The organism is Qipengyuania algicola (assembly GCF_042492175.1).
Classification (GTDB): Bacteria; Pseudomonadota; Alphaproteobacteria; order Sphingomonadales; family Sphingomonadaceae; genus CAJXSN01.
This window is the reverse complement of record NZ_CP170453.1, coordinates 186550-209794: the sequence shown is the minus strand read 5'-3', so window position 1 is coordinate 209794 and position 23245 is coordinate 186550. Positions and strand designations below refer to the sequence as shown.

The window sequence follows — 23245 nt, the reverse complement described above, 5'->3', positions numbered from 1 at the left end:
AAACCATGCAAAACCCTTTATGAAGCAAACACCTCGATAATCAAATCGCCCGCATAGGGGGCCAAGGGGCCGCCGCCGCGAAAGGGCCTATGCTGCCGGTTCACTCGCCTTAATCGCTAGGGCGTGCACGCGCTGGCCGGGAATGTCGCCCAGCGCCTGATTGACCGCGCGCTGGCGCTCGATGCGGTTCATGTCGGCAAAGGCGGCGGCTTCGATCACCACGGTAAAATGCGATTCCCCGCTGCCGTCGTCGCCCGAATGGCCCGCATGGCTGGCGCTGTCATTGATGACTTCCAGCCGCGTGGGCGAAAAGGCGTCCTGCAGCAGACGTTCCATTTCTTTCTGTACCGGGCCAGCCATCGACAATTCTCCTTCGGGGGTTTTCACATGCGGGATTACTCCCCATCCTAATGGGGATGCGCAGCACGAAATTCCACGGCCGATACGAAGATACAGGGCGCATCTGCGAACATCCAACCTGCGAAGAGCCGGGCGAATTTCGCGCACCGGGTCTTGCCGGGAACAGCTTTGACGGGCCGGGCCAATGGCGCTGGTTCTGCCTGGACCATGTGCGCGAATTCAATGCCGGGTATGACTGGTTCGAAGGGATGAGCGCGGATGAAATCCTCAGCGCGCAGTCGCCGGCGTCGGGCTGGGCGAGCGAGACGCGCGCGTTCAAGCCGACCGCCGGTGTGGACGGAATGCCGCGCTGGGCCGACTTCCACGATCCGCTCGACGCGATCGGCGCGCGGGCCAATGGCATCAAAAGCCGCGCCCGGCGCGAGGCCGAGATGGCTATGGACGGCAGATTTTCACCGGACGAGGCGAAGGCGCTGGAGGTGATGGGGCTAGGGCTGGAAACGGACCGCAGGCGCTTGCGGCGACGGTATTCCGAACTGGTCCGCCGCTATCACCCCGACCGCAATGGCGGGGACCGGAAGTATGAAAAGCGCCTGACCCGGGTGGTGGACGCGTATCAATTGCTGCGGAAATCGCGGGCGATCGGGTGAGTCTTGTCAGGCACAATACCCCAAACCCGTTCGTCCTGAGCTTGTCGAAGGACTGTTCTTCACTGTGGGACCTTCGCTCGAAAGCAGAGCAGCCCTTCGAAAGGCTCAGGGCGAACGGGTGGATGTGCAGGCGGCTACCCGCAGGCTTCGTCCTTACCCCGCCGCCTCGATCAGCTCCGCATCGATCGCATTCGCCTCGGAATAGGCCTTCCGCTGGGTCACGCGTTCGACATAAGCCTTGAAAGCAGGCGTTGCGGGGATCGAGCCGAAGCGCAGACCCCACACGAACTGGCTGCCGACATAGGTGTCGGCCATCGTAAACCGCTCGCCGCAGACAAAATCGTGCGAAGACAGCCAGCCATCCATTGCAGATAACGTCAGCTCCAGCGTCCCGAACCCAGCGGTGGCGGTGCGTTCTTCGGGCACTTCCCAGTTCAGCGCCTTGGCCATCAGCGCCTGCTCCAGCGGCCCGGCGGCGAAAAACAGCCAGCGGAAATAGGCAGCTTTTTCATGCGTATCAGGCAGCAGGCCTGCATCGGGGTGGGTCTCGGCGAGGTAGTGGTTGATCGCCGCGCATTCGGTGATGGTGTGATCGTGGTGCCCCCCGGATTCAATGGCATGATGATGCACCAGCGCAGGCACTTTGTTCATCGGATTGATGTCGGTGAAATTGTCGGGCCGGGTGGCCCATTCGAACACCACCTGTTCGTAATCCGCGCCCGCCTCGTGCAGCGCCCAGCGGGCAATCTGGCCCCGGCTCATCGCGACGGTGTAGAATGTGAATTCAGCCATGGGTCGCGCTCCTTACCGTCCGCGGGTCAGAACGGGTTCGAACATGCCGAAGATCAGCCGGCTGCCGTCGAAGGGCGGTTCGCCGCCGGGATGGCCTTCAAATCCTTCGCCCTTGGCCATCGCTTCGTGCGCTTTCTCGAAGGTTTCCTTGTCCGGCCAGATGACCCACCCGGTGACGATTTTTTCGCCTTCACCGGCTTGCACAGCCTGACGGTAATCGGTTTTCTTGCCTTCGGGAACGTCGCGCTCCCATGCTTCCATCACTTCCAGCGCGCCGTGTTTCATGGACCAATCGGCCATGAAAGCAGCGGCTTCTTCATAAGCGCTTCGCTTGTCTTCCGGCACGGCCAGGACAGCACAGGCAATATACATTTCTCTCTCCCGTTGATTGCTGCTCCGCTTAGCACAAAGTGGCCAATTTGCCGAAGCCGGACGGGAGGGCGGATCGTCAGCTTTGCCGGAAAGCCCAGCGCAGGGTCTTGCCAGCCCCCCATGTTGCGGCACGGGCGGGAATACCGGTCAGGCCCGGGCGCTCCAAGCCCAGCATGGATCGGGCAAAGGCGGGCAGGGTTTCGATTGCCTCGGCAACCAGCGCCTTTTGCAAGGCGACCGGCGCGCCTTCGGGTTTGATGCTGACCACAAACTGCGCAACTTCGCGCGCGGCTTCGGAGGTCTGCAAATCCGCCCGCAGCTCGCGGAAAATGGTCTCCGCCTCGCGCTGGTCCAGCGGCACGGGATCGGCCCCCAGCGCGCGGGCGATGATGGCGAACTGGCGGTAATATTCGTCGCGCTCGCTATGCGGCATATCGGGGCGGACATGGCGGATATAGGCGGTCAGGAAGCTGGTCGCCTCGGCCACATGGACCCACGCCAGCGTGCGCGGATCGGTCGCCTCATAGCGCGTGCCATCGGGCAGGGTGCCGCCAACCCGGGCGTGGATACGGTTGACCCGCTCGATCGCCTCCTTCGCACGGTCCTGATGGCCAAATGTGGTGACGGCGATGAAGTTGGCCGTGCGCCGCAGCCGCCCGTGCATGTCGGTGCGGAAGTTGGAATGGTCCAGCACGCCTTGCAGCGCGTGGGGATGCAGCATCTGCAGAAACAGCCCGCGTATCCCGCCGACCATCATGCCCACCACATCGGCGTGCACCATTCGGATCGGCGTGTCTTTCTCGAACAAAGCATCGTCGCTGGGCGGCACCGGCGGGGTCTGGTCGGGTCGTTCGTGGAAGACGGCACGCACGCGGTCCACCACTTGGCGGCGCAGAAATTCGGATGGCGGCTCGGGCGGCATAGCGCTGTATATAGGCACTTGTGCGCGCCCAACAAAATGTCGGCCTTCGTCCCGCTTGCAGCGCGGCGGGCGCGCGGCTAACCGGTGCAGCGATGAACGATCTCACAGAAAAAAGCTTCGAAGCCCGCGACAAGACCCTGATGGCCGCGCCCGACACCACGGTGGATGTTCGCGAGACATTCGGCGTCGATATCGACTGGCAGGTGCCGGCCTTCTCCAAGGCGGATGACCGCGTGCCGGACCTCGACGAAAGCTATGTATTTGACCCGGACACGACGCTCGCGATTCTGGCCGGCTTTGCGCATGACCGCCGGGTGATGGTGCAGGGCTATCACGGGACGGGCAAATCGACCCATATCGAGCAAGTTGCCGCGCGGCTGAACTGGCCGTGCATCCGGATCAACCTCGATGCGCATATCAGCCGGATCGACCTGATCGGGCGCGATGCAATTGTCCTGCGTGACGGGCTGCAGGTGACCGAGTTCCGCGAAGGTCTGTTGCCATGGGCCTTGCAGCATCCGGTCGCGCTGGTGTTCGACGAATATGATGCAGGCCGCCCCGACGTGATGTTCGTGATCCAGCGCGTGCTGGAGCAAAGCGGCAAGCTGACCCTGCTTGACCAGAACCGCGTGATCCGCCCCGATCCGCATTTCCGTATGTTTGCGACATCCAACACGGTCGGGCTGGGCGATACCAGCGGGCTGTATCACGGCACGCAGCAGATCAATCAGGGCCAGATGGACCGCTGGAACATTGTGGTGGGCCTCAATTATCTGCCTGCAGAGGTGGAGGAAGAGATCGTCGCTTCCAAGAATCCGGAGACCGACAAGAAGCTGTTGGCCGACATGATCAAGGTCGCCGACCTAACGCGGCAGGGCTTCATGAACGGGGATATCTCCACCGTGATGAGCCCGCGTACGGTGATTACCTGGGCGCAAAACGCCGCGATCTTCAAGGATACCGGCTTCGCCTTCCGCCTCAGCTTCCTCAACAAATGCGACGAGGCGGAGCGGATGCTGGTTGCGGAATATTACCAGCGCGTGTTCGGCACCGAATTGCCCGAAAGCGTGGTGGCAGGCGCGAACGCCTAAGCCGATTTGCGGTCCGGCTTGGCGGGTTCTTCCGTCTTGTCCGCCGGGGCAATCGACGTGACCGTCGGCTGCGGGGCGCGGAGCATACGCTGCTCCGCCCCATGCTCCAGCTGGGCCGGCGGTTTGGCCGCGTCGAACAGAAAGCCCTGAACGGATGTGCAACCGGTGGCGCGGATGCGGTCCAGTTGCTCGGTGTTCTCGATACCCTCGGCGGTGGTGCGCATCTTTAGCTTGCTGGCCAGTTCGACGACCGCATTGACGATGGCGTCGCTGTCTTCCTCCTCGGCGATGTCCTGCACAAAACACCGGTCGATCTTGATCCGGTCAAACGGGAAGCTGCGCAGGTAATTCAGCGAGGAATAGCCGGTCCCGAAATCGTCGAGCGAGATCTGCACGCCGAGGCTGCGGATTTTGTGCAGCAGGGCGATGTTTTCCTCATTGTCCTGCATCAGCAGGGATTCGGTAATTTCCAGCTCGAGCCGGTGCGGCGCAACACCGCTGGTGGCGAGCGCGCCGACAATGGTGTTGACCAGCCCTTCATCGCGCATCTGTGCGGGCGAGAGATTGACCGAGACGCTGATATCTTCGGGCCAGTTCGCCGCCTCGTTCAGCGCCTCGCGCAGCACCCAGGCGCCGATGGGCAGGATTTGCCCGGTTTCCTCGGCAATCGGAATGAAGGTCGCCGGACTGACCATTCCGCGTTCAGGATGGTGCCAGCGCAGCAATGCCTCGTAACCGACCGTGTCTGTCGTCACCGCATCTTTCAAAGGCTGATACTGTACCTCCAGCTGTCCGCGCGAGAGCGCCGCGCGCAAATCGAGCTCCAGCTCGCGGCGGCTCTGCACTTCCTGCTGCATGCCGGGGTCGAAGACGCTGGCTCCGCTGCGTCCGCGCGCTTTGGCATCATACAGCGCCATATCGGCAGCTTTCAGCACTTCCTCTCCGGTGCGGCCATTGTCGGGCGCGAAAGCCACGCCGACGCTGGCCCCGATGGGCAGCGGGCTGTTATGCCCAGCGACCCGGACCGGCTCGTCCATGGCGGACACGATCGACTGGGCGACTCCCAGCGCTTCCTCGCGGTCGGTCAGCCGGTCGAGCAAGACTGCAAACTCGTCTCCGCCCAATCGTGCGACCATCGAAGTGTGCCCCACAGCGCGCTCGATCCGGCGGGCAGCCTCGCTCAATACGATATCGCCCACTGCGTGGCCGTGCGTATCGTTGACCGCCTTGAAATGGTCGAGATCGACATAGAGAACGCCCATGAGCTGGCCGTCATCCTGCCGGTCGAAGGCGCGCCGCAGCGTCGTGTTGAACAGGCTGCGATTGGGCAGATTGGTCAGCACATCGTAATGCGCCATGTAAGTGACCTTGGCCTCTGCCCGGCGGGAGCGTGAGATGTCGGTCATAAAGCCGCGCCAGCATTCCAGATGACCATCCGCGGAATAGATCGGACGCGCGCTGATCGACCACCAGCAATTCTCGCCCCGCACAGTGAGCGGGATCACCAGCCCGCGGAAATTGTCTTCCTTCTCGCCCAGCGTCCGCAGTTCCTCACGCTCCGGGCAGTCATCGAACAATAGCGACAGGCGCATCCCGTCCATTTCCTGCGCGCTGCGATCCGCCGCGCGGCAGAACCGTTCGTTGGGACGTAGAATCTGGCCTTCCTTGTCGCATTCGAACAGCCAGTCGCTGCCATCCTCATCATACTGGTTAAGAAGCAGCTGGATGGTGTCCTTCGCCTCGGTCAGTTTGCGCGTGCGCAGACGGCGGGTGGCGAACAGGAAGTTCAGATTGAACATGGCCCAATGCAGGAAAATCAGAGCCGATGTGGCCATGATGGCCGCGATCCAGATTGGCCCGCTATGGAACACCACCACGGGAATAGAAATCGCCGCAGCATAGATCGACGCGGCCAGAAGCGCCCGGCGGGGCAGGGCAATCATGCACAGCGTATCGACGAACAACACAAAGAGGGCGCAGGCGACCAGGGCAGGGATCCACTCCGAAGGGCCGAAAGACAGACCCGTGGCGGTTACCACGCCCCAAAATACGGCCCTTACGATTACCAGATCGCGGAAGGCGGCGTAATTGGCGCGGTGCGATCTGTCGCCCTTCTTGATGCTCTGCTCGATCCACATCTGGCACAGGATTATCCCGCTACCGATGACGCCCATGACGACCAAGAGAGTCGCCGGGACGAAAATCGCGTAAATAATCAGGCCAGCGATCAGGCGAACGCAGTCATAGGCCAGATAGGGGAAAGCGGCGGTGTGATTCAGTTTACAGCGCGCCCACCATTCACGGTCGGCTTCGGCGACCTCGTGATTGATCAGGTCGAGCAGGAGAAACTCCCGCACTGCCGGTTTCTGCAACCATGCATTCAACATCAGATCGTTACCCGTTTCAAACTTTTGGCGATACCTCCCGTTACGTGTGGTTGGTTAAGATTACCTTCCGGTGCGAAGGCGCATAATCCTTAAGGCTCGCCAAAGGCGTATTGGTAAGGTAATACAGTTTGATGCGGCGCTTTTTTCGATTTGGCAGGGATTCCGGCGAGGAGAATACCGGGCATTCCGGCTATTATCCGCTGGAAGAGACCCCCGGCGGGGGCTGGCAGGACGATGGCGACGATCCGGATGATGGTTTTTACCGCCCCTCGGCTAGCCGCCCGGCTGGCGGTGCCAACTGGGACTATGGGGCTACATCCGGGACCTATGTGCCCCCGTCCGAAGGCGCTGCGGTCAGCCCGTGGCCACGCCGGCGCAAATGGCTGAAGCGCGGGTTTCTGGCGCTGCTGGTCGCGCTGGTGCTGATTATCGCCTATCTCGCCATCACCGCGCCGCTGTCCAAATCGCTGGAGCCGGTGGTGCCGCCCGAGGTCACTCTGCTCGCTACCGATGGCACGCCGATTGCCCGCGTCGGGGCGGTGATGGAGCCGCCGGTCCCCGTTTCGGAACTGCCGCCCCATGTGGTCGAAGCATTCCTCAGCATCGAGGACCGCCGGTTCTATTCGCATTGGGGCATCGATCCGCGCGGGCTGGCGCGGGCCGCCTGGTCGAACGCGACGGGCGGACCGGTGCAGGGCGGCAGCACCATCACCCAGCAGCTGGCGAAGCTGTCTTTCCTGACGCCCGAACGCAGCCTGACGCGCAAGCTGCGCGAAATGCTGATCGCGTTCTGGCTGGAGGGATGGCTGACCAAGGACGAGATTCTGGAGCGCTATCTCGCCAATGCCTATTTCGGCGATAATCGCTACGGGCTGCACGCGGCGTCTTTGCATTATTTCTACCGCAAGCCGGAGAACCTGACGCTGGCGCAGTCGGCGATGCTGGCCGGGCTGGTGCAGGCCCCGTCCTACCGCGCGCCGAGCAAGCATTATGCCCGCGCCGAAGAGCGCATGCGCGTGGTGCTGGGCGCGATGGTGGATGCGGGCTATCTGACGCAGGCCGAGGCGCAGGCGGTCCCGTCGCCCAAACTCGATGTGCGGCGGGCGGAGCGCGTTCCCACCGGCACCTATTTCGCGGATTGGGCCTTGCCCGAAGCGCGGGACCGGGCCGAAGGCGGCTATTCCCGGCAGACGATGACCACCACGCTGGATGCACGGCTGCAAGGCATTGCCCGGCAGGCCATCGCGCGCGCTCCGCTGGGCGGGGCACAGGCGGCGATGGTGGTGATGCGGACCAATGGCGAAGTCGTCGCGATGGTGGGGGGCAAAGATTATGCAAGCTCGCCCTTCAACCGCGCGACACAGGCGCGGCGGCAGGCAGGCTCCACCTTCAAGCTGTTCGTCTATCTCGCAGCGCTGGAAGCGGGCGCGCGGCCGGATGATACGATCAGCAATCTGCCGATCGCAACCGGCAGCTACCGGCCGAAAAATTCTGGCGAGAAATACAGCGATACCCTGACGCTGGAGGAGGCCTTTGCGCAGTCCAGCAATGTGGCCGCAGTGCGCCTTTTCCAGGATGTCGGCAGCGAGAAAGTGATCGCCATGGCCCGCGCATTCGGGGTGGAAAGCGATATGCAAGAAGGCGACCCCAGTCTCGCTCTGGGTACAGCCAGCATCCCCCTGATCGAACTGACCGCAGCCTATGCCGGCATTGCCGGCAATGCCTTTCCGGTGACGCCCACAGCCTTCCCGAAACCGGAGCAAAGCTGGTGGGACTGGTTCTGGAACGGGCCGGAAAGCATCGGCAGCAACGAGCATGAAGATATCGAGGCGATGCTGCGCCGCGCGATCAATTCCGGTACCGGGCGGGCGGCGATGCTGTCCGGCCCCAATTACGGCAAGACCGGCACAACGCAGGATAATCGCGATGCGCTGTTTGTCGGCTATGCCGGTGATCTGGTGGTCGGTGTCTGGATCGGCAATGATGACAATTCTTCGCTCGGCAAGATATCGGGCGGCGGCTTGCCCGCGCGCATCTGGAAAAATTTCATGCAGGCTGCGCTGGTTGCCGATGGCGGGCAGAGACGCGCCCCGGCACCGCGCCGCGCCCCCTCGGCCGATCCGTCCGGTCCAGTCGAGCCGCAGGATGTGCCGGAGCCCGAAGATATTCCGCTGGGTGAAGACGGGGTGCAGCTGCGGCTGGATGACGGCACGCTGATCCTGCGCACCGATGTCGATGGTATCCCGATTGATCTGGAGGTCGGTCAGGACGGCGTGCGGATGGATGACGCGGCGATAGAGCGCGCGCGGCGCGAGGCGGAGCAGCGTGTGCGCGAAAGGCTGGGCCAGCAGGGGAGTTAAGCCAGAGTGGCACCTGGCGCGGCAGCTGATCCGTGCGGCTGCTATTCAGGCCCGGCGGTCACCATCAGGACATTCATCACCGCCGTGGCGCGCGGGCGGGACCGGTCAGCCTGCCAGCACTCGACCTCCACATTGGCATTGCGGCGCCCCAGCTTGGTGATCCGGGCCTGCGCAAACAGTGTCTCGGATTTGGCAGCGGCCAGAAACTGCATGGTGATGTTGATGGGTTTGAGCCGGACATTGCCGCGCTGATCCAGCTCCAGCTGCGTTCGGATCGCTGCATAGCCGGCGGTTTCCAGCAGACCGCTGATCGCGCCGCCATGATAATGCGACGGGCGGCCCTGAACCGTGTCGGAGAACGGTACGCTGAGGATCGGAGCGGTGCCATTTTCAGCGCCGTCGTCCTGCACTTCCACGCCCATGGAGCGGGCATAGGGCGTCAGGAGCGGGGATGGATCGATACTATTCGCCACGCTGCGATGCTCCGCCGATGGTCATGAACACACCCGCCATATTGGCCACCGGATCCTCCGCATCCCCGTCATGCGCAATCCCGCGCACGAAAGCGGCGGAGCGTGTGAGCCGGTAACATTCCGACCGCCCGATAACCGCGCATCGCTCCTTTGCCGGGCGCAGATAATCAACCCGCAGGTCCAGCGTCGCCACCGGTGTGAAAGCCTGCATTCTGGTCCAGATCGCCATTCCGCTGGCCATGTCGAGCAAGCTGATGATCGGGCCCGATGCCAGCACATGCTGTTCGCTGTCACCCACCAGATCCTCGCGCCATGGCAGTTCCAGTTCCATCCAGTCCTCGCCATGCGCGTGATAGCCCATGCCCAGAAAGCCATTGTGACTGGCCCCGAACATGAAGCGGGCCATGCTTTTGGGATCGAATTGCGGGGTCTGTTCACTCATGCCGGGAAAGCAGTGAAACGGGTGGGCCGCCATGACAATGTTTTAATTTTTCTGGCGGCCCGGTGCGGCCCAGTTTGCCACTTCCGGCCACCATTATGGCGGCCGCATACAGGAGGGGTGCAAGCCAATGGAACTTCCCAAAATCGATATCGACAGCCTGCCCGATCTGGGCACAGTCACCGGCGTTTTCGGCAGTATGGCAGATGGCGCCAGCGCGACGCTGGATGACCGGATCATTATCATCATGGTCTATCTCTACAACCACGCATCCGTCGTTTTGTAAGCTGGGGCCGGCGGCGTGCAGGCGGGGCCTCAGCTAACGGCATTTCGTGGCGACCGCGCGGCGCAGGACCATGCGCAGGCGGCGATGATCCGGGCTGCGCAGGACTGGCGCGGGGCTGCGTGCGCTGCGCCGGTGCTGGATGATTTGACGCGCTACGGGGCCGGAGAGGAATTGGGCGATCTGCCCGCGCTCTCCGGCCTGTTTGCCGGGAACGAGCCTGCACGCTTTGCGGCGGATTTCCTGACCCATTCCGCCAGTGCCATGGCGCACACACCGCTGGGCCAGCCGTGCTTCCGGCATAGCTGCGAAGGCGGATTTGCGCTGGTCAGTCTGGCCAATTGCGGCCGCGCCTCGCTGTCGCTGGTGGTGGTGGAGGGCGATGGAGGAGGCGCGCGTGCGGTGCCTGCGTCGGCCACAGTCACAGCAGCGGAGCGGGTCGAGGCGGTGCTCGCAGGCCGCGCCCGGGGCGAGATTGCGGCACTTCATGGCGAGCGGTTGGAGCGCCAACCGCGTGGCTTTGCACCGGGCGACATATTGCGCCTGCCGGCCTGGCATACGCGGCTGTTTCATCAGGTCACATCCTCGCTCGTCTGTCTGCGACTGGCCCGGACACCGGAGCCTATGCCCGCCACACGGCAGATCAGCCTGACAGACGGGGCGCTGCTGCATGAAGCGGCGGGTGATCCCCGCGATACAAGGCACGAATTGATGGCAGCGCTACTGACCGCGATGGGGCGGGGGGATGCTGTGGATGCCCTGGCGGGGCTGGCGACGCGAGAGGGCAATGGCCCTGCGCGCTGGCAGGCGCTGAAAGGGGCGCTGGCCATGAATACCGCTGCCGGTTTTGCTGCCCTGTCGGCCATCGCCAGTGATCCGGCAGACCCGCTGATGCCCGATACGCGGGCGCTGCGCGATGCGCTGATTGCCCGCCATCCCGTGCTCGGCGAACTGGAGCTTGCTTGACCATGCCACGCACCATTGCGACTGCGCCGCAGCAAGCCGCCTTGCTGGAAGAGACCATCGCAGCTTTGGACGCGCTCGATCCGGATTTCTCGCAAGACGAGCATCTGCTGACCGCTGCCACCCATCTGCGCGCTCTCGATGCCAACCGCACATTCCTCGGCGATCTGATGGTGGAGGAACTCAAATCCTCCCACCGCGCGGACCCCGGCGCAAACGGATATGGCCCGCAAGCGATCATGCTCAGCGGAGCGCGTCCCGGCTATTTTCTGCGCGCGAATATCTGGCCTGCGGCGGGAGACAGCGTGATGCGGGCGGGCGGGGCGAGCAGCTTTGCTTACGGCCTGCCGCACGATCACAATTTCGACTTTCTGACCATCGGCCATTTCGGCCCCGGCTATGGCAGCGACTATTACGAATACGACTATGACAGCGTCATCGGAGTGACGGGCGGAAGCGTCGCACTGCGCTTCCGCGGACGAAGCATCCTGTCACCGGGCGAGGTGCAGCATTACCGCGCGCACCGCGATATCCATGCGCAGTTGCCGCCTGCCAGCCTCTCGGTTTCATTGAACGTCGTGGCGGCCAATCCGGCGCAGGCGTGGCACGACCAGTACCGGTTTGATCTGAACGAAGGGCGGATCACCGCCATCCTCAATCCCGGTGCCAGCGAAGCCCTGCTGCGCTGCGGGATTGCGACCGGACATCAGGAAATGCGCGATCTGGCGGACCATTTCACCGGTGCGCATCCTTCGGAACGCCTGCGTCTGGCGATTTACGATGAGCGCAGCCGTACGGGCGAAGACCCCGATGCCGTTTGGCGCGAGGCGGAGTTATCGGGCAGCAGGCTGGTGGCCGGGGAAGCCAGACAGCGGCGCGCCGCACTCGCCAGCGTATGAGCAATGGCCGCTAAAGGATTGTTCCGCCTGCGAGCCGGTCGATCGCCGCTTGCAGGATGATCGCCGCTGCATGGCTGTCTATCCGCTCCGCGCGTTTGGCCCGGCTGGTGCCTTGCCCGATCATCGCCGTCTCGGCGCTCTGGGTGGACCAGCGCTCGTCCCACAGCAGCAATGGCAGGCCGAACGCTTCGGCCAGATTGCGGGCATAGGCGCGGCTGGCCTGCGCGCGCGGGCCTTCGCTGCCGTCCATATTGCGCGGCAGGCCGAGGATCAGGCCCGCAACGCCGCGCTGTTCCATAAGGGCGCGCAAAGCCTCCCGGTCGCGGCCGAACTTGCCCCGCGGCAGGGTTTTGCCCGCCGTGGCAAAGCGCCAGCCTGCATCGCAGGTCGCCAGTCCGATGGTTTTGCTCCCCAGATCGAGCGCCAGCAGCACGCCGCCCTCGGGCAGAGCCCCGGCGAAATCGGCAGCGCTTTCAGTAATCAATTCGTCGCTGGCCATGCCCGCTATCGGCTTTGCGCCGACCAAGCGTTTACGCGCGCGACCACATCCTCCTGCACATTCCGCCAGAACAGCGGGATGTCATAGACGTGGTAATTGTTCCCCGGCAGCACCGCTTCGCCCATATCGGGCGGGGAGCCGATCAGCAGCAATCCGCGATCATCGCAGCGGGCAGGCACTGCGCCCGCGATCAGCGAGGCGGAGGAGAAGTCTTCCTCCGGCACCAGCGTGCCCAGATTGGCGCTGGCAGGCGCGCCGTCATTCACCGCGCCGGTGATGGGATTGACGCACAGGATCGGGCCGTCGCCGCGCGGCTGGCCGTTGAAGCCCAGACCATCCGCGTAATAGCCCAGAGCCATGCTCGCGTCGTTATCGTCGGCAAAGCTGTTCCAGGTGGAAATGCATCCTGATTGACCGGCTGCCGCGCAGGCGGGGAAGGGCAAAGCGGGCAGATCGCTTTCGACCGAAATGGGCCAGCCGACCGCATAGACCGCCGCAATCCGGGCCTCGACCGCCGTGCCCGCGACCTTCTGGCGCAGGAGGTTGAGGATATGCAGCGATCCCTGACTATGGCCCGCCAGCACGATGGGTTTGTCGTCGTCCACGCTTTCGAGGAAATAGGCGAAGGCCTGTTCCACATCGCGGTAGGCGGCATCGATGGCCTTTTGCGCTTCGGGCTTGTCGGTCAGGAATGCGCCGACCGCCGCCTGCCGGTATTTTGGCGCCCAGATCTCGTCCGCCCGGTTGAAGGCGCTGGCCAGCCCGCGCAGGAACAGCCGTGCGCGCAGCTCGGCCTGCTCGTCACCCAGCGCCGCGTTCCAGTTGACCTCGTCGGTAAAGTTTACCGGGATGTAGCTGGTCGGGTGGACGAAAAAGACCGCGAAATCGGGGATTTCATCTGCCGGGACGATCTCTGCGCGGCGGGTTTCGCCGATTTCCAGCGAAGGCGCGGCAGGCGGCAGACTGGCTTCCGTGGCCGGGTTTTCCGGTGATGGGGGCGGAGGTGCCGCTTCGGCCGCGCCGTCTTCAGGCTCGGCGATGGAGGGCTGGTAACGGGCTGGATCGTCGGTGCCGATGCCGGGGCGCGAATACCACATGGCCGGGTCCTCATAGGCATTCTGCGCCAGCGCATCCTGCTCCACGAAATCGCCCTGCGGAACGAAAGCAAGCTCGGTCGCCTCGCGCGACCAGATGCTGAGCGCAATGCCGCCTGCGATGACCAGAATGGCGATGAACGCGACGAGATAGAGAAACTTGCGGGCCATGGAACGCTCTGCAGATCGGTTGTTACGACGCGCTATCGTCGTCTTCGGAAGAGGCAGGCGGCGGGCCGAGTTCGGGCCGCAGGGTCGTCCATGCCCGGTCGCCGCGCATGGCGGAGAACCAGCTGAACGGGTTCCAGCCCGCTGTCCCGTCGAGCGAGAATGTGATGAATTCGGCCCTTCCGCCGACATTCTTCAGCGGAATCGGCCCGCCCAGTCCCTGATCGAGGATACTGGCGCGGCTGTCCGCCGAATGATCGCGGTTGTCGCCCATCACGAAGACATGGTCTTCGGGCACCAGAACCTCGTCCATATTATCGAGCGAGACGGTCCTGTGATCGAGGATCAGATAGCTTGCGCCGTTAGGCAGGGTCTCGCGGTAGGTCGGGATGCGGCAGACCGCGTTGCCATTCTCGTCGCGCTCCTGCAGGCCAGGATAGTCGTAGGCGCTGCACGGGGAATTGATATCCACCGGGATTTCCAGAGGCGGCACCACTTCCTGCGGCACAGGCTCGCCGTTCAGGACAATCTGGCCATTGGTCACAGCAATCCGGTCACCGGGTAGGGCGACCACGCGCTTGATGTAATCCTCGTCCCGCTCCGGGTGCACGGGGATGACGATATCGCCATATTCGGGGGTCGATCCAAACACCCGCCATTCGCCGCGCGGGGCAAGGTGAAAACTGATCGAGGCCCAGCTGAAGCCATAGGGGTATTTGCTCACCACCAGCCGGTCACCCACCAGCAGGTTGGGCATCATCGATTGGGAAGGGATGTAAAAAGGTTTCGCGATGAAGCTGTGGAACACGACCACCGCCAGCAGCATCAGCGCCAGCCCGCGGATTTCCGCGAACCAGTTGACCTTTTCGTCCTTCTTTTCGGCCTCGTCTGTCTTGCCGTTTTCGTCTGTCTTGTCGTTCACGGGTCTGGATGCGCCTGAGTTCATGTGCGGATGGCCTCGATAATCACGAAGGCCTGTGCCCATGGGTGATCGTCGGTGAGGGTGAGGTGAATGATGGCCTCATGGCCGTCAGGCGTCAGTTCCGCAAGCCGCTTCGCCGCGCCGCCTTCCAGCGCCAGCGTCGGCGCGCCCGATTTTGCGTTCACGACCCCGATGTCTTTCATGAACACGCCGCGCCGAAAGCCTGTGCCGACAGCCTTGGAAAAGGCTTCCTTTGCGGCAAACCGCTTGGCGTAAGTGCCTGCGATGGTGAAGGGACGCCGCCGTGCCTTGGCGCGCTCGATCTCGGTAAAAACGCGATTTTCGAACCGCTCGCCAAAACGGTCGAGCGAGTTTTGAATGCGCTCGATATTGCACAGGTCAGAGCCGAGGCCGATAATCACCGCACTTCATCCATCAGATCGCGCATGCGCCGGACCGCTTCTTCCAGCCCGATAAAGATCGCCTCGCCGATCAGGTAATGCCCGATATTGAGCTCGGCGAGCTGGGGGATGGCGGCGATGGGCTGGACGTTTTCATAGGTCAGTCCGTGGCCTGCGTGCGGCTCGATCCCGTTCTTCACCGCCAATGCGGCCATGTCGGCGATACGTTTCAGCTCGCTCGTCACTTTGGCGCTGTCGCCGTCCAGATGGGCGTGGGCGTATTCGCCGGTGTGAAACTCCACGATATCCGCGCCGAGCCGGATGGCGGCGTCCAGCTGTCGTTCCTCGGCTTCGATAAACAGCGATACGCGGATGCCCGCATCGCGCAATTGCGTGACGATCGGCGCGAGGTGGTTGTCCAGACCTGCCGCGTCCAGCCCGCCCTCTGTGGTGCGCTCCTCACGTTTCTCCGGCACGATGCAGGCGGCGTGGGGCGAGTGCGCCAGCGCGATGGCGAGCATTTCGTCAGTCGCGGCCATTTCCAGATTGAGCGGCAGACCGGTCGCATCCTGAATGCGCTGCAAGTCGCCATCGCGAATATGGCGCCGGTCCTCGCGCAAATGCGCGGTAATCCCGTCCCCGCCGACCGCCGCGACGATTTCCGCCGCGCGCACGGGATCGGGATGATCGCCGCCGCGTGCGTTACGGATGGTCGCGACATGATCGATATTAACGCCGAGGCGGAGCTTGTGAGAGGCGTGGTGGTTGCTCAAGCGGCACGGCTCCCGGGCTTGGTCACAGGGATGGCGGCCAGTTCTTCGGGCACTTCGTCATCAGCATAGGTGGGGAAGTTTAGCGCCACCAGCGGGAAGAATGGCACACCCAGATCGACCGAACCGGCAGAGCGGTCGACCAGCGACGCCTCGGCGATGACTTTGCCGCCCTCGGCCTCCACCGCTGCGATCGCTTCGCGGCTGGAGAGGCCGGTGGTGACTACGTCCTCGACCATCAGCACCTTGGCACCCGGCTCCAGCGCGAAGCCCCGACGCAGGTGGAACGTGCCCTCGGGTCGCTCCAGAAACATCGCGTCTTTATCCAGCGCGCGGCCCATCTCGTGGCCGATAATCACGCCGCCCATGGCAGGCGAGACCACGCAATCGATCTCGCCACGGATTTCGCGGGGGATATTCCGCGCAATCGCCGCCGCCAGCCGCGCGGCGCGTTCCGGGTTCATCAGCACCCGGGCGCATTGCAGATAGAAGCCGCTGTGACGGCCGGAGGACAGCAGAAAATGCCCCTCCAGCAGCGCGTCGCAGCTACGGAATTCGGCCAATACTTCTTCGTCGGTCATTGCAGTCCCATCATCGCATGGCGGCGCGCGGGCGCCGGATGTGCAGGGGGATATAGGGGCTGTGTTGCGCGAGGGGAGACACAAATTGCGTAAAAATGTCCGCAGAAGCGCTTGAGACGGTGGGCAAGCGTCCGTATAGGCCGCGCTATTCGGCTTCCCTATATGGACGCCAAGGGCCCTCAGTGGCTCGTACGAATTGCCCGATGGCCAGCGCTGGCCTGACGATTGGCCAAGATAGTTGAAAGCATGTTCGCAATGACAATATCCGCCCGGTTCGCCGACCTAACCCGCGCCATGGCGCTGCTGTTCGCCGCAGTGATGCTGGCCTTCGCAGCGCAACCGCTGCTTGCCCAGGACGCGGCAGTGGACGATTCGGCAGCGCCCGCTGCACAAGCCGTGGATGGCGAAGCCGCCGCAGCGGAAGAACCGGCTTACGAATATTACGGCCCCGAGATGATCAAGGGCCAGCCCACCGCGTTCGAAGACGGTGCGCTGGAAAGCATGACCTTCCAGGACCAGTACAATTCCGACGGCCAGTACGCGCTGTGGATGCATGACTACATTCTGATGCCGGTGATCACGGTTATCAGTCTGTTCGTTTTGGGCCTGCTGCTGTGGGTCGTCGCGAAATACCGCCGCCGCGAAGGCGTCGAGCCCTCGCGCACCACGCATAACACGCTGATCGAAGTTGTCTGGACGATTGTTCCGGTGATCATTCTGGTGGCCATCGCCATTCCGTCGATCACGCTGCTGGCACGCCAGTATGAAACACCGCCGGCCGACGCGATCACTGTGAAGGCGACCGGTTACCAGTGGTATTGGGGCTATACCTATCCCGATCAGGGCGGCTTTGAAGTCGTTTCCAACATGCTGACCAAGGAAGACGCGCTGACCAAGGGCGAGCCCTATCAGTTGGGTGTCGATAACCGGATGGTGGTGCCTGTGGGCGTTCCGCTGCGCATCCAGACGACCGGTGCCGATGTGATCCATTCCTTCGCTATCCCGAGCCTGTGGTTCAAACTGGACGCGATCCCGGGCCGCCTGAACGAGCGGATGATGACGATTGACGAGCCGGGCATCTATTACGGCCAGTGCATGGAACTGTGCGGCGCGAAGCATGCCTACATGCCCATCGCGATCGAAGCGGTTCCGATGGAGCGTTTCCGTCAGTGGATCGCCTCGCAAGGCGGCACGTTCGGTGACGAAGAGGGCACTGAAACTGAAGATGCCGAGTCGGCAGCAGATGCCGCCGAAGCCGGCGACACCGGAGCAGAAGCCGAAGCCGAAATGGCCGAAGCCGCTGCATCCTAAAGTACGGGGCGACTAATCGGTCGCAGCCGGATAAGTTATAGACGTTTGTTGAGAAAAGAGACCAAGCACGATGGCAACCACAGCTGAAGGCTTCCAGGCCCACACAGAGGACCATGCGCACCACGACGCGGACCACAAGCCGGGCTTCTTCGCCCGCTGGTTCATGTCGACCAACCACAAGGACATCGGAACGATGTACCTGATCTTCGCGATTGTCGCGGGGATCATTGGTGGCGCGATTTCCGGTGTCATGCGTGCCGAATTGGCGGCTCCGGATATTCAGTATCTGGGCTGGTGGGTCGAATTCATGGGCGGCGAGGCAAGCCTCGATGCCAATCTGCATATGTGGAACGTGTTCATCACCGCCCACGGCCTGATCATGGTCTTCTTCATGGTCATGCCGGCGATGATCGGCGGTTTCGGTAACTGGTTCGTGCCGCTGATGATCGGCGCGCCGGACATGGCGTTCCCGCGGATGAACAACATCTCGTTCTGGCTGACGGTCGTCGGCTTCATCTCGCTGCTGTTCTCGCTGTTCGTGCCGGGCGGCACGGGGCTGGGCGCAGGCACCGGCTGGACGGTCTATGCACCGCTTTCCACCAGTGGCTCGGTCGGTCCGGCAGTCGATTTCGCGATCTTCTCGCTGCACCTTGCAGGCGCGGGCTCCATTCTCGGGGCGACCAACTTCATCACCACCATCTTCAACATGCGCGCGCCGGGGATGACCCTGCACAAAATGCCGCTGTTCGTGTGGTCGATGCTGGTCACGGCATTTCTGCTGCTGCTGGCGCTGCCGGTTCTGGCCGCTGCGATCACCATGCTGATTACCGACCGTAACTTCGGCACCACCTTCTTCGATGCTGCTGGCGGCGGTGATCCGGTTCTGTACCAGCATCTGTTCTGGTTCTTTGGTCACCCCGAAGTGTACATCATGATCCTGCCGGGCTTCGGCATGGTCAGCCAGATCGTGGCGACCTTCAGCCGCAAGCCGGTGTTCGGCTATCTCGGCATGGCCTACGCCATGGTTGCCATCGGTGTGGTCGGCTTCATCGTGTGGGCGCACCACATGTATACCGTCGGCCTCGACGTAAACACGAAGATGTACTTCACCGCCGCGACCATGGTGATCGCCGTGCCGACGGGTGTGAAGATCTTCAGCTGGATCGCGACGATGTGGGGCGGCAGCCTCGAGTTCAAATCGCCGATGGTCTGGGCGCTGGGCTTCATCTTCCTGTTCACCGTTGGCGGTGTGACGGGCGTGGTGCTGGCCAATGGCGGCATCGACGACAATTTGCACGATACCTATTATGTGGTGGCGCACTTCCACTACGTGCTGTCGATGGGCGCCGTGTTCAGCCTGTTCGCCGGGTTCTACTACTGGTTCCCCAAGATGAGCGGCCGCTGGCACAGTGAATTCCTGAGCCACGTGCACTTCTGGCTGTTCTTCATCGGCGTGAACGTGATCTTCTTCCCGATGCACTTCCTGGGCATGCAGGGTATGCCGCGCCGCTATCCCGATTACACCGCGGCCTATACCTACTGGAACGAAATCGCGTCTTACGGCTACGTCATCATGGCGGCCTCGATGCTCGTGTTCTTCGTGAACATCGGTTACGCGCTGGTTGCCGGACGCAAGGCGGAAGCCAACAGCTGGGGTCCGGGTGCGACGACACTGGAATGGACGCTGTCCAGCCCGCCGCCCTATCACCAGTTCGAAACGCTGCCGGTGATCGAGGACCATCACGATTACCACGATCACATGCCGAAGCCTGCCAAGGGCTGATCGCAGCTGATCGCATCCGGCCTGTGCCCCGGGGGATCGGGGTTAGGGCGGAACACAACAGATCGGGGGGCGCGCCAGCGATGGTGCGCCCCCACTCATAAGGAAAGGGCCACTGGCCTTAGGACAATGACCGCGACCAGCACCTCCGAGGCGCCACAAGCGACTATTCAGCTGCCGACTGACTGGCGCGATTTCTACGCGCTGACGAAGCCGCGCGTGATGAGCCTGGTGATCTTCACCGGTCTGTGCGGATTGCTGGCCGCGCCGGGCAGCGTGCACCCGGTTATCGGCTTCACCGCAATCTTGTGCATCGCTCTGGCTGCAGGCGGGGCCGCCGCCCTCAACATGTGGTGGGAAGCCGAGCTGGACGCGAAGATGAAGCGCACCCGCAACCGGCCCATTCCCGCCGGTCGTCTGCCCAAAAGCGACGCGCTGATTTTCGGAACGCTGCTCTCCGCCGTGTCGGTGATGACCATGGGGCTGGCCGTGCACTGGCTCGCCGCAAGTGTGCTGGCACTGTCGATTTTCTATTACGTGGTGATCTACACCATGTGGCTGAAGCCGCGCACTCCGCAGAACATTGTCATTGGCGGCGGGGCAGGGGCGTTCCCTCCGCTGATCGGGTGGATCGCAGTGACCGGCGATATCACCGCTATGCCGATCCTGCTGTTCGCGATTATCTTCATGTGGACGCCGCCGCATTTCTGGGCGCTCGCCCTGTTTGTAGAGATCGATTACGAAAATGCCGGCGTGCCGATGATGCCCAATGTGAAGGGCCAGAAGAGCACGCGCCTGCAGGTCCTGATCTACTCGATCCTGCTGCTGCCCATCGCCGTCGCCCCCTGGGCCATCGGCGGCACTGGCGCGATTTACGGCGTTACGGCTCTGGCCCTGACAGCGTGGTTTATCGCGCTGAGCGTGCCCGTGGCGACCCGGATCAGCGCAACGGGCGACGCGATGCTGCCGGAAAAGCGGCTGTTCAAATTCAGCATTCTGTACCTGTTTGCCCTGTTCGCTGTCCTGGTGCTGGACCGCTATGCCAGCCCGTTTGTGGAGGCTCTATGACCCCTGAAGAACAAACCGAGCTGGAGCGCCGCCGCAAATCGCGCAACTGGGCGCTGGGCGGATTGCTGCTCTTTTTCGTACTCCTGTTTTACTCGATCACGATTGTGAGGATGGGCGACTGATGGCGACGGTAATTCCCGACGAGAACCGCAATGCGAAGACCGGGATGATGGCATTCGGCCTAGCGCTGGCGATGCTGGGCATGGGCTATGCCGCCGTGCCGCTGTATGAATTGTTCTGCCGAGTGACCGGCTTCGGTGGCACCACGCAGATCGCCACCGAGAGCGAGGCCGCCAATGCCGAGCGTCTCGCGGCGCTGGCTGAGGCCCGGCCGATTTCCGTGCGCTTCGATGCCAGCACCGCGCGCAATGTCCCGTGGACATTCGAACCGGCGCAGAGCACCGATACGATCCAGATCGGCGTGCGCGACATGGCGTTCTACACCGCGAAGAACAATTCCAGCGTGCCGATCACCGGCACCGCGACCTTCAATGTCGAGCCGGAAATCGCAGGCGTCTATTTCCACAAGATCCAGTGCTTCTGCTTCACCGAGCAGACCTTGCAGCCGGGTCAGGAAGTGCGGATGCCGGTGCTGTATTACATCGATCCCGCGATTCTGGAGGACGAAGGGGCCGACGGGGTCGAGCAGATCACACTCAGCTACACCTTCCACAAGAAGATCGAGGAAGACAGCTGACAGAATATGGTGTGGCGGGCCATCCGCCCCCTAGACCACCACGCACTGCCGGTTTAAGGGCGGTGTCACAGATTTGAATGCATATCCAAGCAGGAAGCGCGACGCATGGCCGGTAACGTCAATCACGACTATCACATTCTCGAACCCGACATCTGGCCGCTGATCGGTGCCTTTTCGGCGCTGACCTTCACTAGCGGCATGGTTCTGTTCATGCACGAAATGGCCAATGCGTGGCTGGTTCTGGGCCTCGGCATTGCCGGTCTGATCGCCACGTTCTTTGCGTGGTGGGCCAATGTGGTGAAGGAAGCGGAGCGCGGCGATCATACGCCGGTGGTCCAGCTGCATATGCGCTACGGCATGATCCTGTTCATTGCTTCGGAAGTGATGTTCTTCGTCGGCTGGTTCTGGAGCTGGTTCGATTTCGCGCTGTTCCCCAATGCACTGACCGAAGTTGTCGGCGGCGTCTGGCCACCGGCTGCGATTGACGAGGTGCTGAACCCGTTTGATCTGCCGCTGATCAACACGCTGATCCTGCTGTGCTCGGGCACCACGGTCACGTGGGCGCACCACTGCATGCTGTCGGGCGACCGCGAAGGCGTGAAGAAGGGCCTGTGGCTCACGATCTTGCTGGGCGCTCTGTTCACTTGCATCCAGGCGTATGAGTATGCCGTTGCCCCGTTCGCATTCGGCGGCAACACCTACAGCTCGGCGTTCTACATGGCGACCGGCTTCCACGGCTTCCACGTTTTGGTCGGCACGATCTTCCTGATCGTCTGCCTTGCGCGGACCTATAAGGGCCACTTCACCCCCCGCCAGCATTTCGGTTTCGAAGCGGCGGCTTGGTACTGGCACTTCGTGGACGTCGTCTGGTTGTTCCTGTTCATCGTCGTCTATGTCTGGGGCGGCTGGGGCGCTGACTTCCACTGATGACCGGGATTCCGGGCGTTTCGCCGGACACTGAAAAGGGGCAGCCCGCCATGCGGCAGGCTGCCCTTTTCGGTTTGTGCCCCGCTTGCGGTGGGCGCACGCTGTTTGATGGCATTGTAAAGTTTGCACCTGCATGCCGCGCCTGCGGCTTGGATTTCGCCCGCTTCAATGTCGGCGATGGTCCGGCGGCTTTCCTGATCCTGATTGTCGGCGCGATTGTTGTCGGGCTGGCTACTTGGCTTGAAGTCGCTGTGAGCCCGCCGTTTTGGGTTCATGCACTGCTGTGGTTGCCGCTGATTGTCGGGCTGACACTGGGCGGATTGCGCGTGGCCAAGGGTGCGCTGATCGCCTCGGAATACCATCATAACGCCCGCGAGGCTGGAAGTTCGGAAGTATGACCCGCAATCTACCCATCATTCCTACGATCATCGTCGTACTCGCGGCGCTCACCATGGTTGCGCTGGGCTTCTGGCAATTGGGCCGGGCTGACGAGAAAGAGGCGATGCTAGCGCGCTATGCCACCGCCGGGGATCTGCCCGAATCGGTCGCATACCCGCTGACGCCGGAGCAGACGGAGCAGGACCTCTATCGCCGCAGCTCCATCACGTGCGAGCGGGTGCTGGATCGCCGGGCCACTGCAGGCACGAGCGAGGCCGGTGTGAAGGGCTGGGCCCAGATCGCCCGCTGCGCGCTGAAGGGCGGGGGAGAGACCGAAGTCGCGCTGGGCTGGACCCGCGCGCCCGATGGCCCGCAATGGACTGGCGGCACGGTTACGGGGATCATCGCGCCGGGGCCGAAACTGGTCGCCGATCCGCCGCGCGCTGGCCTTATTGCGCTCAGCCCGCCCGATCCTGCGGATTTGCCGAACAACCACATGGCCTATGCCGGTCAGTGGTTCTTCTTCGCTATCACGGCGCTGGTTATCTACTTCTTCGCTTTGCGGCGCAGGCGGCGGGATCAGGACGCTGATGAACTGGATCGCGACGACGATGAAGACTAGCTTTCTTGTCGCGCCCGCACCTCCGCGCTAACCCGC

The 23245-nt window shown here is 62.9% G+C and carries 27 protein-coding genes; 14 read left to right on the top strand and 13 right to left on the bottom strand.

Annotation, left to right across the window (positions count from 1 at the left end; genetic code table 11):
• Nucleotides 1-87: 87 nt before the first annotated feature.
• A complete protein-coding gene (locus ACFCW2_RS01090) occupies nucleotides 88-360 on the bottom strand; it encodes a BolA family protein (protein ID WP_379547526.1) in 273 nt (90 codons plus the stop codon).
• Nucleotides 361-416: 56 nt separating this feature from the next.
• Between ACFCW2_RS01090 and ACFCW2_RS01085 the strand changes: the two genes are divergently transcribed.
• Nucleotides 417-1010 carry a J domain-containing protein gene (locus ACFCW2_RS01085; protein ID WP_379547524.1) on the top strand — a complete coding sequence of 198 codons (594 nt, stop codon included), beginning with the start codon at nucleotides 417-419 and terminating at the stop codon, nucleotides 1008-1010.
• 153 nt (nucleotides 1011-1163) lie between these two features.
• Here ACFCW2_RS01085 and ACFCW2_RS01080 read toward each other — a convergent pair whose 3' ends face one another.
• From ACFCW2_RS01080 to ACFCW2_RS01070, 3 genes are all read right to left on the bottom strand, one after another.
• Nucleotides 1164-1802 (bottom strand): glutathione S-transferase family protein, encoded by a 639-nt coding sequence (locus ACFCW2_RS01080; RefSeq protein WP_379547522.1) that lies wholly within the window; start codon nucleotides 1800-1802, stop codon nucleotides 1164-1166.
• 12 nt (nucleotides 1803-1814) lie between these two features.
• Nucleotides 1815-2174, bottom strand: coding sequence for a DUF1428 domain-containing protein (locus ACFCW2_RS01075; protein WP_379547520.1), 360 nt, complete (start codon nucleotides 2172-2174; stop codon nucleotides 1815-1817).
• A 76-nt stretch (nucleotides 2175-2250) separates the two neighbouring features.
• Nucleotides 2251-3114 (bottom strand): oxygenase MpaB family protein, encoded by an 864-nt coding sequence (locus tag ACFCW2_RS01070; protein ID WP_379547518.1) that lies wholly within the window; start codon nucleotides 3112-3114, stop codon nucleotides 2251-2253.
• 74 nt (nucleotides 3115-3188) lie between these two features.
• Between ACFCW2_RS01070 and cobS the strand changes: the two genes are divergently transcribed.
• Nucleotides 3189-4187 (top strand): cobaltochelatase subunit CobS, encoded by a 999-nt coding sequence (cobS, locus tag ACFCW2_RS01065; protein WP_379547516.1) that lies wholly within the window; start codon nucleotides 3189-3191, stop codon nucleotides 4185-4187.
• Here cobS and ACFCW2_RS01060 read toward each other — a convergent pair.
• Nucleotides 4184-6544, bottom strand: coding sequence for a putative bifunctional diguanylate cyclase/phosphodiesterase (locus ACFCW2_RS01060; RefSeq protein WP_379547514.1), 2361 nt, complete (start codon nucleotides 6542-6544; stop codon nucleotides 4184-4186). The two genes, cobS and ACFCW2_RS01060, sit on opposite strands and share 4 nt — an antisense overlap.
• Before the next feature lie 161 nt (nucleotides 6545-6705).
• Between ACFCW2_RS01060 and ACFCW2_RS01055 the strand changes: the two genes are divergently transcribed.
• Nucleotides 6706-8934, top strand: coding sequence for a transglycosylase domain-containing protein (locus ACFCW2_RS01055; protein WP_379547512.1), 2229 nt, complete (start codon nucleotides 6706-6708; stop codon nucleotides 8932-8934).
• Nucleotides 8935-8975: 41 nt separating this feature from the next.
• Here the strand turns inward: ACFCW2_RS01055 and ACFCW2_RS01050 are convergent, their stop codons facing one another.
• Together ACFCW2_RS01050 and ACFCW2_RS01045 are read right to left on the bottom strand one after the other, a co-directional pair.
• Nucleotides 8976-9407: a PaaI family thioesterase gene (locus tag ACFCW2_RS01050; protein ID WP_379547510.1), complete on the bottom strand. Its 432-nt coding sequence runs from the start codon at nucleotides 9405-9407 to the stop codon at nucleotides 8976-8978.
• Complete coding sequence (locus ACFCW2_RS01045; RefSeq protein ID WP_379547508.1) at nucleotides 9397-9849, bottom strand: PaaI family thioesterase; 453 nt, start codon at nucleotides 9847-9849, stop codon at nucleotides 9397-9399. The genes ACFCW2_RS01050 and ACFCW2_RS01045 overlap by 11 nt, the downstream gene beginning before the upstream one ends.
• 127 nt (nucleotides 9850-9976) lie before the next feature.
• On the opposite strand from ACFCW2_RS01045, the gene ACFCW2_RS01040 reads away from it, so the two are divergent.
• The 3 genes from ACFCW2_RS01040 to ACFCW2_RS01030 are packed head-to-tail and all read left to right on the top strand — an operon-like array spanning nucleotide 9977 to nucleotide 11991.
• Complete coding sequence (locus ACFCW2_RS01040; RefSeq protein ID WP_379547507.1) at nucleotides 9977-10132, top strand: hypothetical protein; 156 nt, start codon at nucleotides 9977-9979, stop codon at nucleotides 10130-10132.
• A 15-nt stretch (nucleotides 10133-10147) separates the two neighbouring features.
• Nucleotides 10148-11095 carry a hypothetical protein gene (locus ACFCW2_RS01035; RefSeq protein WP_379547506.1) on the top strand — a complete coding sequence of 316 codons (948 nt, stop codon included), beginning with the start codon at nucleotides 10148-10150 and terminating at the stop codon, nucleotides 11093-11095.
• A gap of 2 nt (nucleotides 11096-11097) precedes the next feature.
• Nucleotides 11098-11991 carry a transposase gene (locus ACFCW2_RS01030; RefSeq protein ID WP_379547505.1) on the top strand — a complete coding sequence of 298 codons (894 nt, stop codon included), beginning with the start codon at nucleotides 11098-11100 and terminating at the stop codon, nucleotides 11989-11991.
• Between the two features lie 10 nt (nucleotides 11992-12001).
• On the opposite strand, the gene ruvX is transcribed toward ACFCW2_RS01030, so the two are convergent.
• The 6 genes from ruvX to pyrE are packed head-to-tail and all read right to left on the bottom strand — an operon-like array spanning nucleotide 12002 to nucleotide 16426.
• On the bottom strand, nucleotides 12002-12490 hold the full coding sequence (ruvX, locus tag ACFCW2_RS01025; RefSeq protein ID WP_379547504.1) for a Holliday junction resolvase RuvX: 489 nt from the start codon (nucleotides 12488-12490) through the stop codon (nucleotides 12002-12004).
• A 5-nt stretch (nucleotides 12491-12495) separates the two neighbouring features.
• Nucleotides 12496-13755 carry a DUF3089 domain-containing protein gene (locus tag ACFCW2_RS01020; RefSeq protein ID WP_379547503.1) on the bottom strand — a complete coding sequence of 420 codons (1260 nt, stop codon included), beginning with the start codon at nucleotides 13753-13755 and terminating at the stop codon, nucleotides 12496-12498.
• Between the two features lie 22 nt (nucleotides 13756-13777).
• The gene (gene lepB, locus ACFCW2_RS01015; RefSeq protein ID WP_379547502.1) at nucleotides 13778-14698 is read right to left on the bottom strand and encodes a signal peptidase I; all 921 of its coding nucleotides are present in this window, start codon (nucleotides 14696-14698) and stop codon (nucleotides 13778-13780) included.
• On the bottom strand, nucleotides 14695-15096 hold the full coding sequence (acpS, locus tag ACFCW2_RS01010; RefSeq protein ID WP_379547500.1) for a holo-ACP synthase: 402 nt from the start codon (nucleotides 15094-15096) through the stop codon (nucleotides 14695-14697). The genes lepB and acpS overlap by 4 nt, the downstream gene beginning before the upstream one ends.
• On the bottom strand, nucleotides 15093-15848 hold the full coding sequence (locus ACFCW2_RS01005) for a pyridoxine 5'-phosphate synthase (protein WP_379547499.1): 756 nt from the start codon (nucleotides 15846-15848) through the stop codon (nucleotides 15093-15095). The genes acpS and ACFCW2_RS01005 overlap by 4 nt, the downstream gene beginning before the upstream one ends.
• A complete protein-coding gene (pyrE, locus tag ACFCW2_RS01000; protein ID WP_379547498.1) occupies nucleotides 15845-16426 on the bottom strand; it encodes an orotate phosphoribosyltransferase in 582 nt (193 codons plus the stop codon). The genes ACFCW2_RS01005 and pyrE overlap by 4 nt, the downstream gene beginning before the upstream one ends.
• Before the next feature lie 255 nt (nucleotides 16427-16681).
• Here pyrE and coxB point away from each other — a divergent pair, with 255 nt between their 5' ends.
• The 8 genes from coxB to ACFCW2_RS00960 all read left to right on the top strand — a co-directional run bounded on the left by coxB (nucleotide 16682) and on the right by ACFCW2_RS00960 (nucleotide 23209).
• Nucleotides 16682-17737 (top strand): cytochrome c oxidase subunit II, encoded by a 1056-nt coding sequence (gene coxB / locus ACFCW2_RS00995; RefSeq protein WP_379547496.1) that lies wholly within the window; start codon nucleotides 16682-16684, stop codon nucleotides 17735-17737.
• Nucleotides 17738-17807: 70 nt separating this feature from the next.
• Nucleotides 17808-19520, top strand: coding sequence for a cytochrome c oxidase subunit I (ctaD, locus tag ACFCW2_RS00990; protein WP_379547494.1), 1713 nt, complete (start codon nucleotides 17808-17810; stop codon nucleotides 19518-19520).
• 126 nt (nucleotides 19521-19646) lie between these two features.
• Nucleotides 19647-20585: a heme o synthase gene (locus tag ACFCW2_RS00985; protein ID WP_379547493.1), complete on the top strand. Its 939-nt coding sequence runs from the start codon at nucleotides 19647-19649 to the stop codon at nucleotides 20583-20585.
• Nucleotides 20582-20707, top strand: coding sequence for a hypothetical protein (locus ACFCW2_RS00980; protein WP_379547491.1), 126 nt, complete (start codon nucleotides 20582-20584; stop codon nucleotides 20705-20707). Before ACFCW2_RS00985 ends, ACFCW2_RS00980 begins: the two co-directional genes overlap by 4 nt.
• Nucleotides 20707-21282 carry a cytochrome c oxidase assembly protein gene (locus ACFCW2_RS00975; protein ID WP_379547489.1) on the top strand — a complete coding sequence of 192 codons (576 nt, stop codon included), beginning with the start codon at nucleotides 20707-20709 and terminating at the stop codon, nucleotides 21280-21282. The genes ACFCW2_RS00980 and ACFCW2_RS00975 overlap by 1 nt, the downstream gene beginning before the upstream one ends.
• A gap of 105 nt (nucleotides 21283-21387) precedes the next feature.
• Nucleotides 21388-22209: a cytochrome c oxidase subunit 3 gene (locus ACFCW2_RS00970; RefSeq protein ID WP_379547487.1), complete on the top strand. Its 822-nt coding sequence runs from the start codon at nucleotides 21388-21390 to the stop codon at nucleotides 22207-22209.
• Entirely contained in the window at nucleotides 22209-22607 is a 399-nt protein-coding gene (locus ACFCW2_RS00965) for a DUF983 domain-containing protein (RefSeq protein WP_379547485.1), read from the top strand. The genes ACFCW2_RS00970 and ACFCW2_RS00965 overlap by 1 nt, the downstream gene beginning before the upstream one ends.
• Nucleotides 22604-23209, top strand: coding sequence for an SURF1 family protein (locus ACFCW2_RS00960; protein ID WP_379547483.1), 606 nt, complete (start codon nucleotides 22604-22606; stop codon nucleotides 23207-23209). Before ACFCW2_RS00965 ends, ACFCW2_RS00960 begins: the two co-directional genes overlap by 4 nt.
• Nucleotides 23210-23245: the final 36 nt, after the last annotated feature.

What these genes read in the sequence shown, in the direction of transcription:
- ACFCW2_RS01090 (WP_379547526.1), bottom strand. Translation starts at nt 360, where the DNA reads ATGGCTGGCCCGGTACAGAAAGAAATGGAACGTCTGCTGCAGGACGCC.
- ACFCW2_RS01085 (WP_379547524.1), top strand. Translation starts at nt 417, where the DNA reads ATGCGCAGCACGAAATTCCACGGCCGATACGAAGATACAGGGCGCATC.
- ACFCW2_RS01080 (WP_379547522.1), bottom strand. Translation starts at nt 1,802, where the DNA reads ATGGCTGAATTCACATTCTACACCGTCGCGATGAGCCGGGGCCAGATT.
- ACFCW2_RS01075 (WP_379547520.1), bottom strand. Translation starts at nt 2,174, where the DNA reads ATGTATATTGCCTGTGCTGTCCTGGCCGTGCCGGAAGACAAGCGAAGC.
- cobS (WP_379547516.1), top strand. Translation starts at nt 3,189, where the DNA reads ATGAACGATCTCACAGAAAAAAGCTTCGAAGCCCGCGACAAGACCCTG.
- ACFCW2_RS01055 (WP_379547512.1), top strand. Translation starts at nt 6,706, where the DNA reads ATGCGGCGCTTTTTTCGATTTGGCAGGGATTCCGGCGAGGAGAATACC.
- ACFCW2_RS01045 (WP_379547508.1), bottom strand. Translation starts at nt 9,849, where the DNA reads ATGAGTGAACAGACCCCGCAATTCGATCCCAAAAGCATGGCCCGCTTC.
- ACFCW2_RS01040 (WP_379547507.1), top strand. Translation starts at nt 9,977, where the DNA reads ATGGAACTTCCCAAAATCGATATCGACAGCCTGCCCGATCTGGGCACA.
- ACFCW2_RS01030 (WP_379547505.1), top strand. Translation starts at nt 11,098, where the DNA reads ATGCCACGCACCATTGCGACTGCGCCGCAGCAAGCCGCCTTGCTGGAA.
- ruvX (WP_379547504.1), bottom strand. Translation starts at nt 12,490, where the DNA reads ATGGCCAGCGACGAATTGATTACTGAAAGCGCTGCCGATTTCGCCGGG.
- ACFCW2_RS01020 (WP_379547503.1), bottom strand. Translation starts at nt 13,755, where the DNA reads ATGGCCCGCAAGTTTCTCTATCTCGTCGCGTTCATCGCCATTCTGGTC.
- lepB (WP_379547502.1), bottom strand. Translation starts at nt 14,698, where the DNA reads ATGAACTCAGGCGCATCCAGACCCGTGAACGACAAGACAGACGAAAAC.
- pyrE (WP_379547498.1), bottom strand. Translation starts at nt 16,426, where the DNA reads ATGACCGACGAAGAAGTATTGGCCGAATTCCGTAGCTGCGACGCGCTG.
- coxB (WP_379547496.1), top strand. Translation starts at nt 16,682, where the DNA reads ATGACAATATCCGCCCGGTTCGCCGACCTAACCCGCGCCATGGCGCTG.
- ctaD (WP_379547494.1), top strand. Translation starts at nt 17,808, where the DNA reads ATGGCAACCACAGCTGAAGGCTTCCAGGCCCACACAGAGGACCATGCG.
- ACFCW2_RS00985 (WP_379547493.1), top strand. Translation starts at nt 19,647, where the DNA reads ATGACCGCGACCAGCACCTCCGAGGCGCCACAAGCGACTATTCAGCTG.
- ACFCW2_RS00980 (WP_379547491.1), top strand. Translation starts at nt 20,582, where the DNA reads ATGACCCCTGAAGAACAAACCGAGCTGGAGCGCCGCCGCAAATCGCGC.
- ACFCW2_RS00975 (WP_379547489.1), top strand. Translation starts at nt 20,707, where the DNA reads ATGGCGACGGTAATTCCCGACGAGAACCGCAATGCGAAGACCGGGATG.
- ACFCW2_RS00970 (WP_379547487.1), top strand. Translation starts at nt 21,388, where the DNA reads ATGGCCGGTAACGTCAATCACGACTATCACATTCTCGAACCCGACATC.
- ACFCW2_RS00965 (WP_379547485.1), top strand. Translation starts at nt 22,209, where the DNA reads ATGACCGGGATTCCGGGCGTTTCGCCGGACACTGAAAAGGGGCAGCCC.
- ACFCW2_RS00960 (WP_379547483.1), top strand. Translation starts at nt 22,604, where the DNA reads ATGACCCGCAATCTACCCATCATTCCTACGATCATCGTCGTACTCGCG.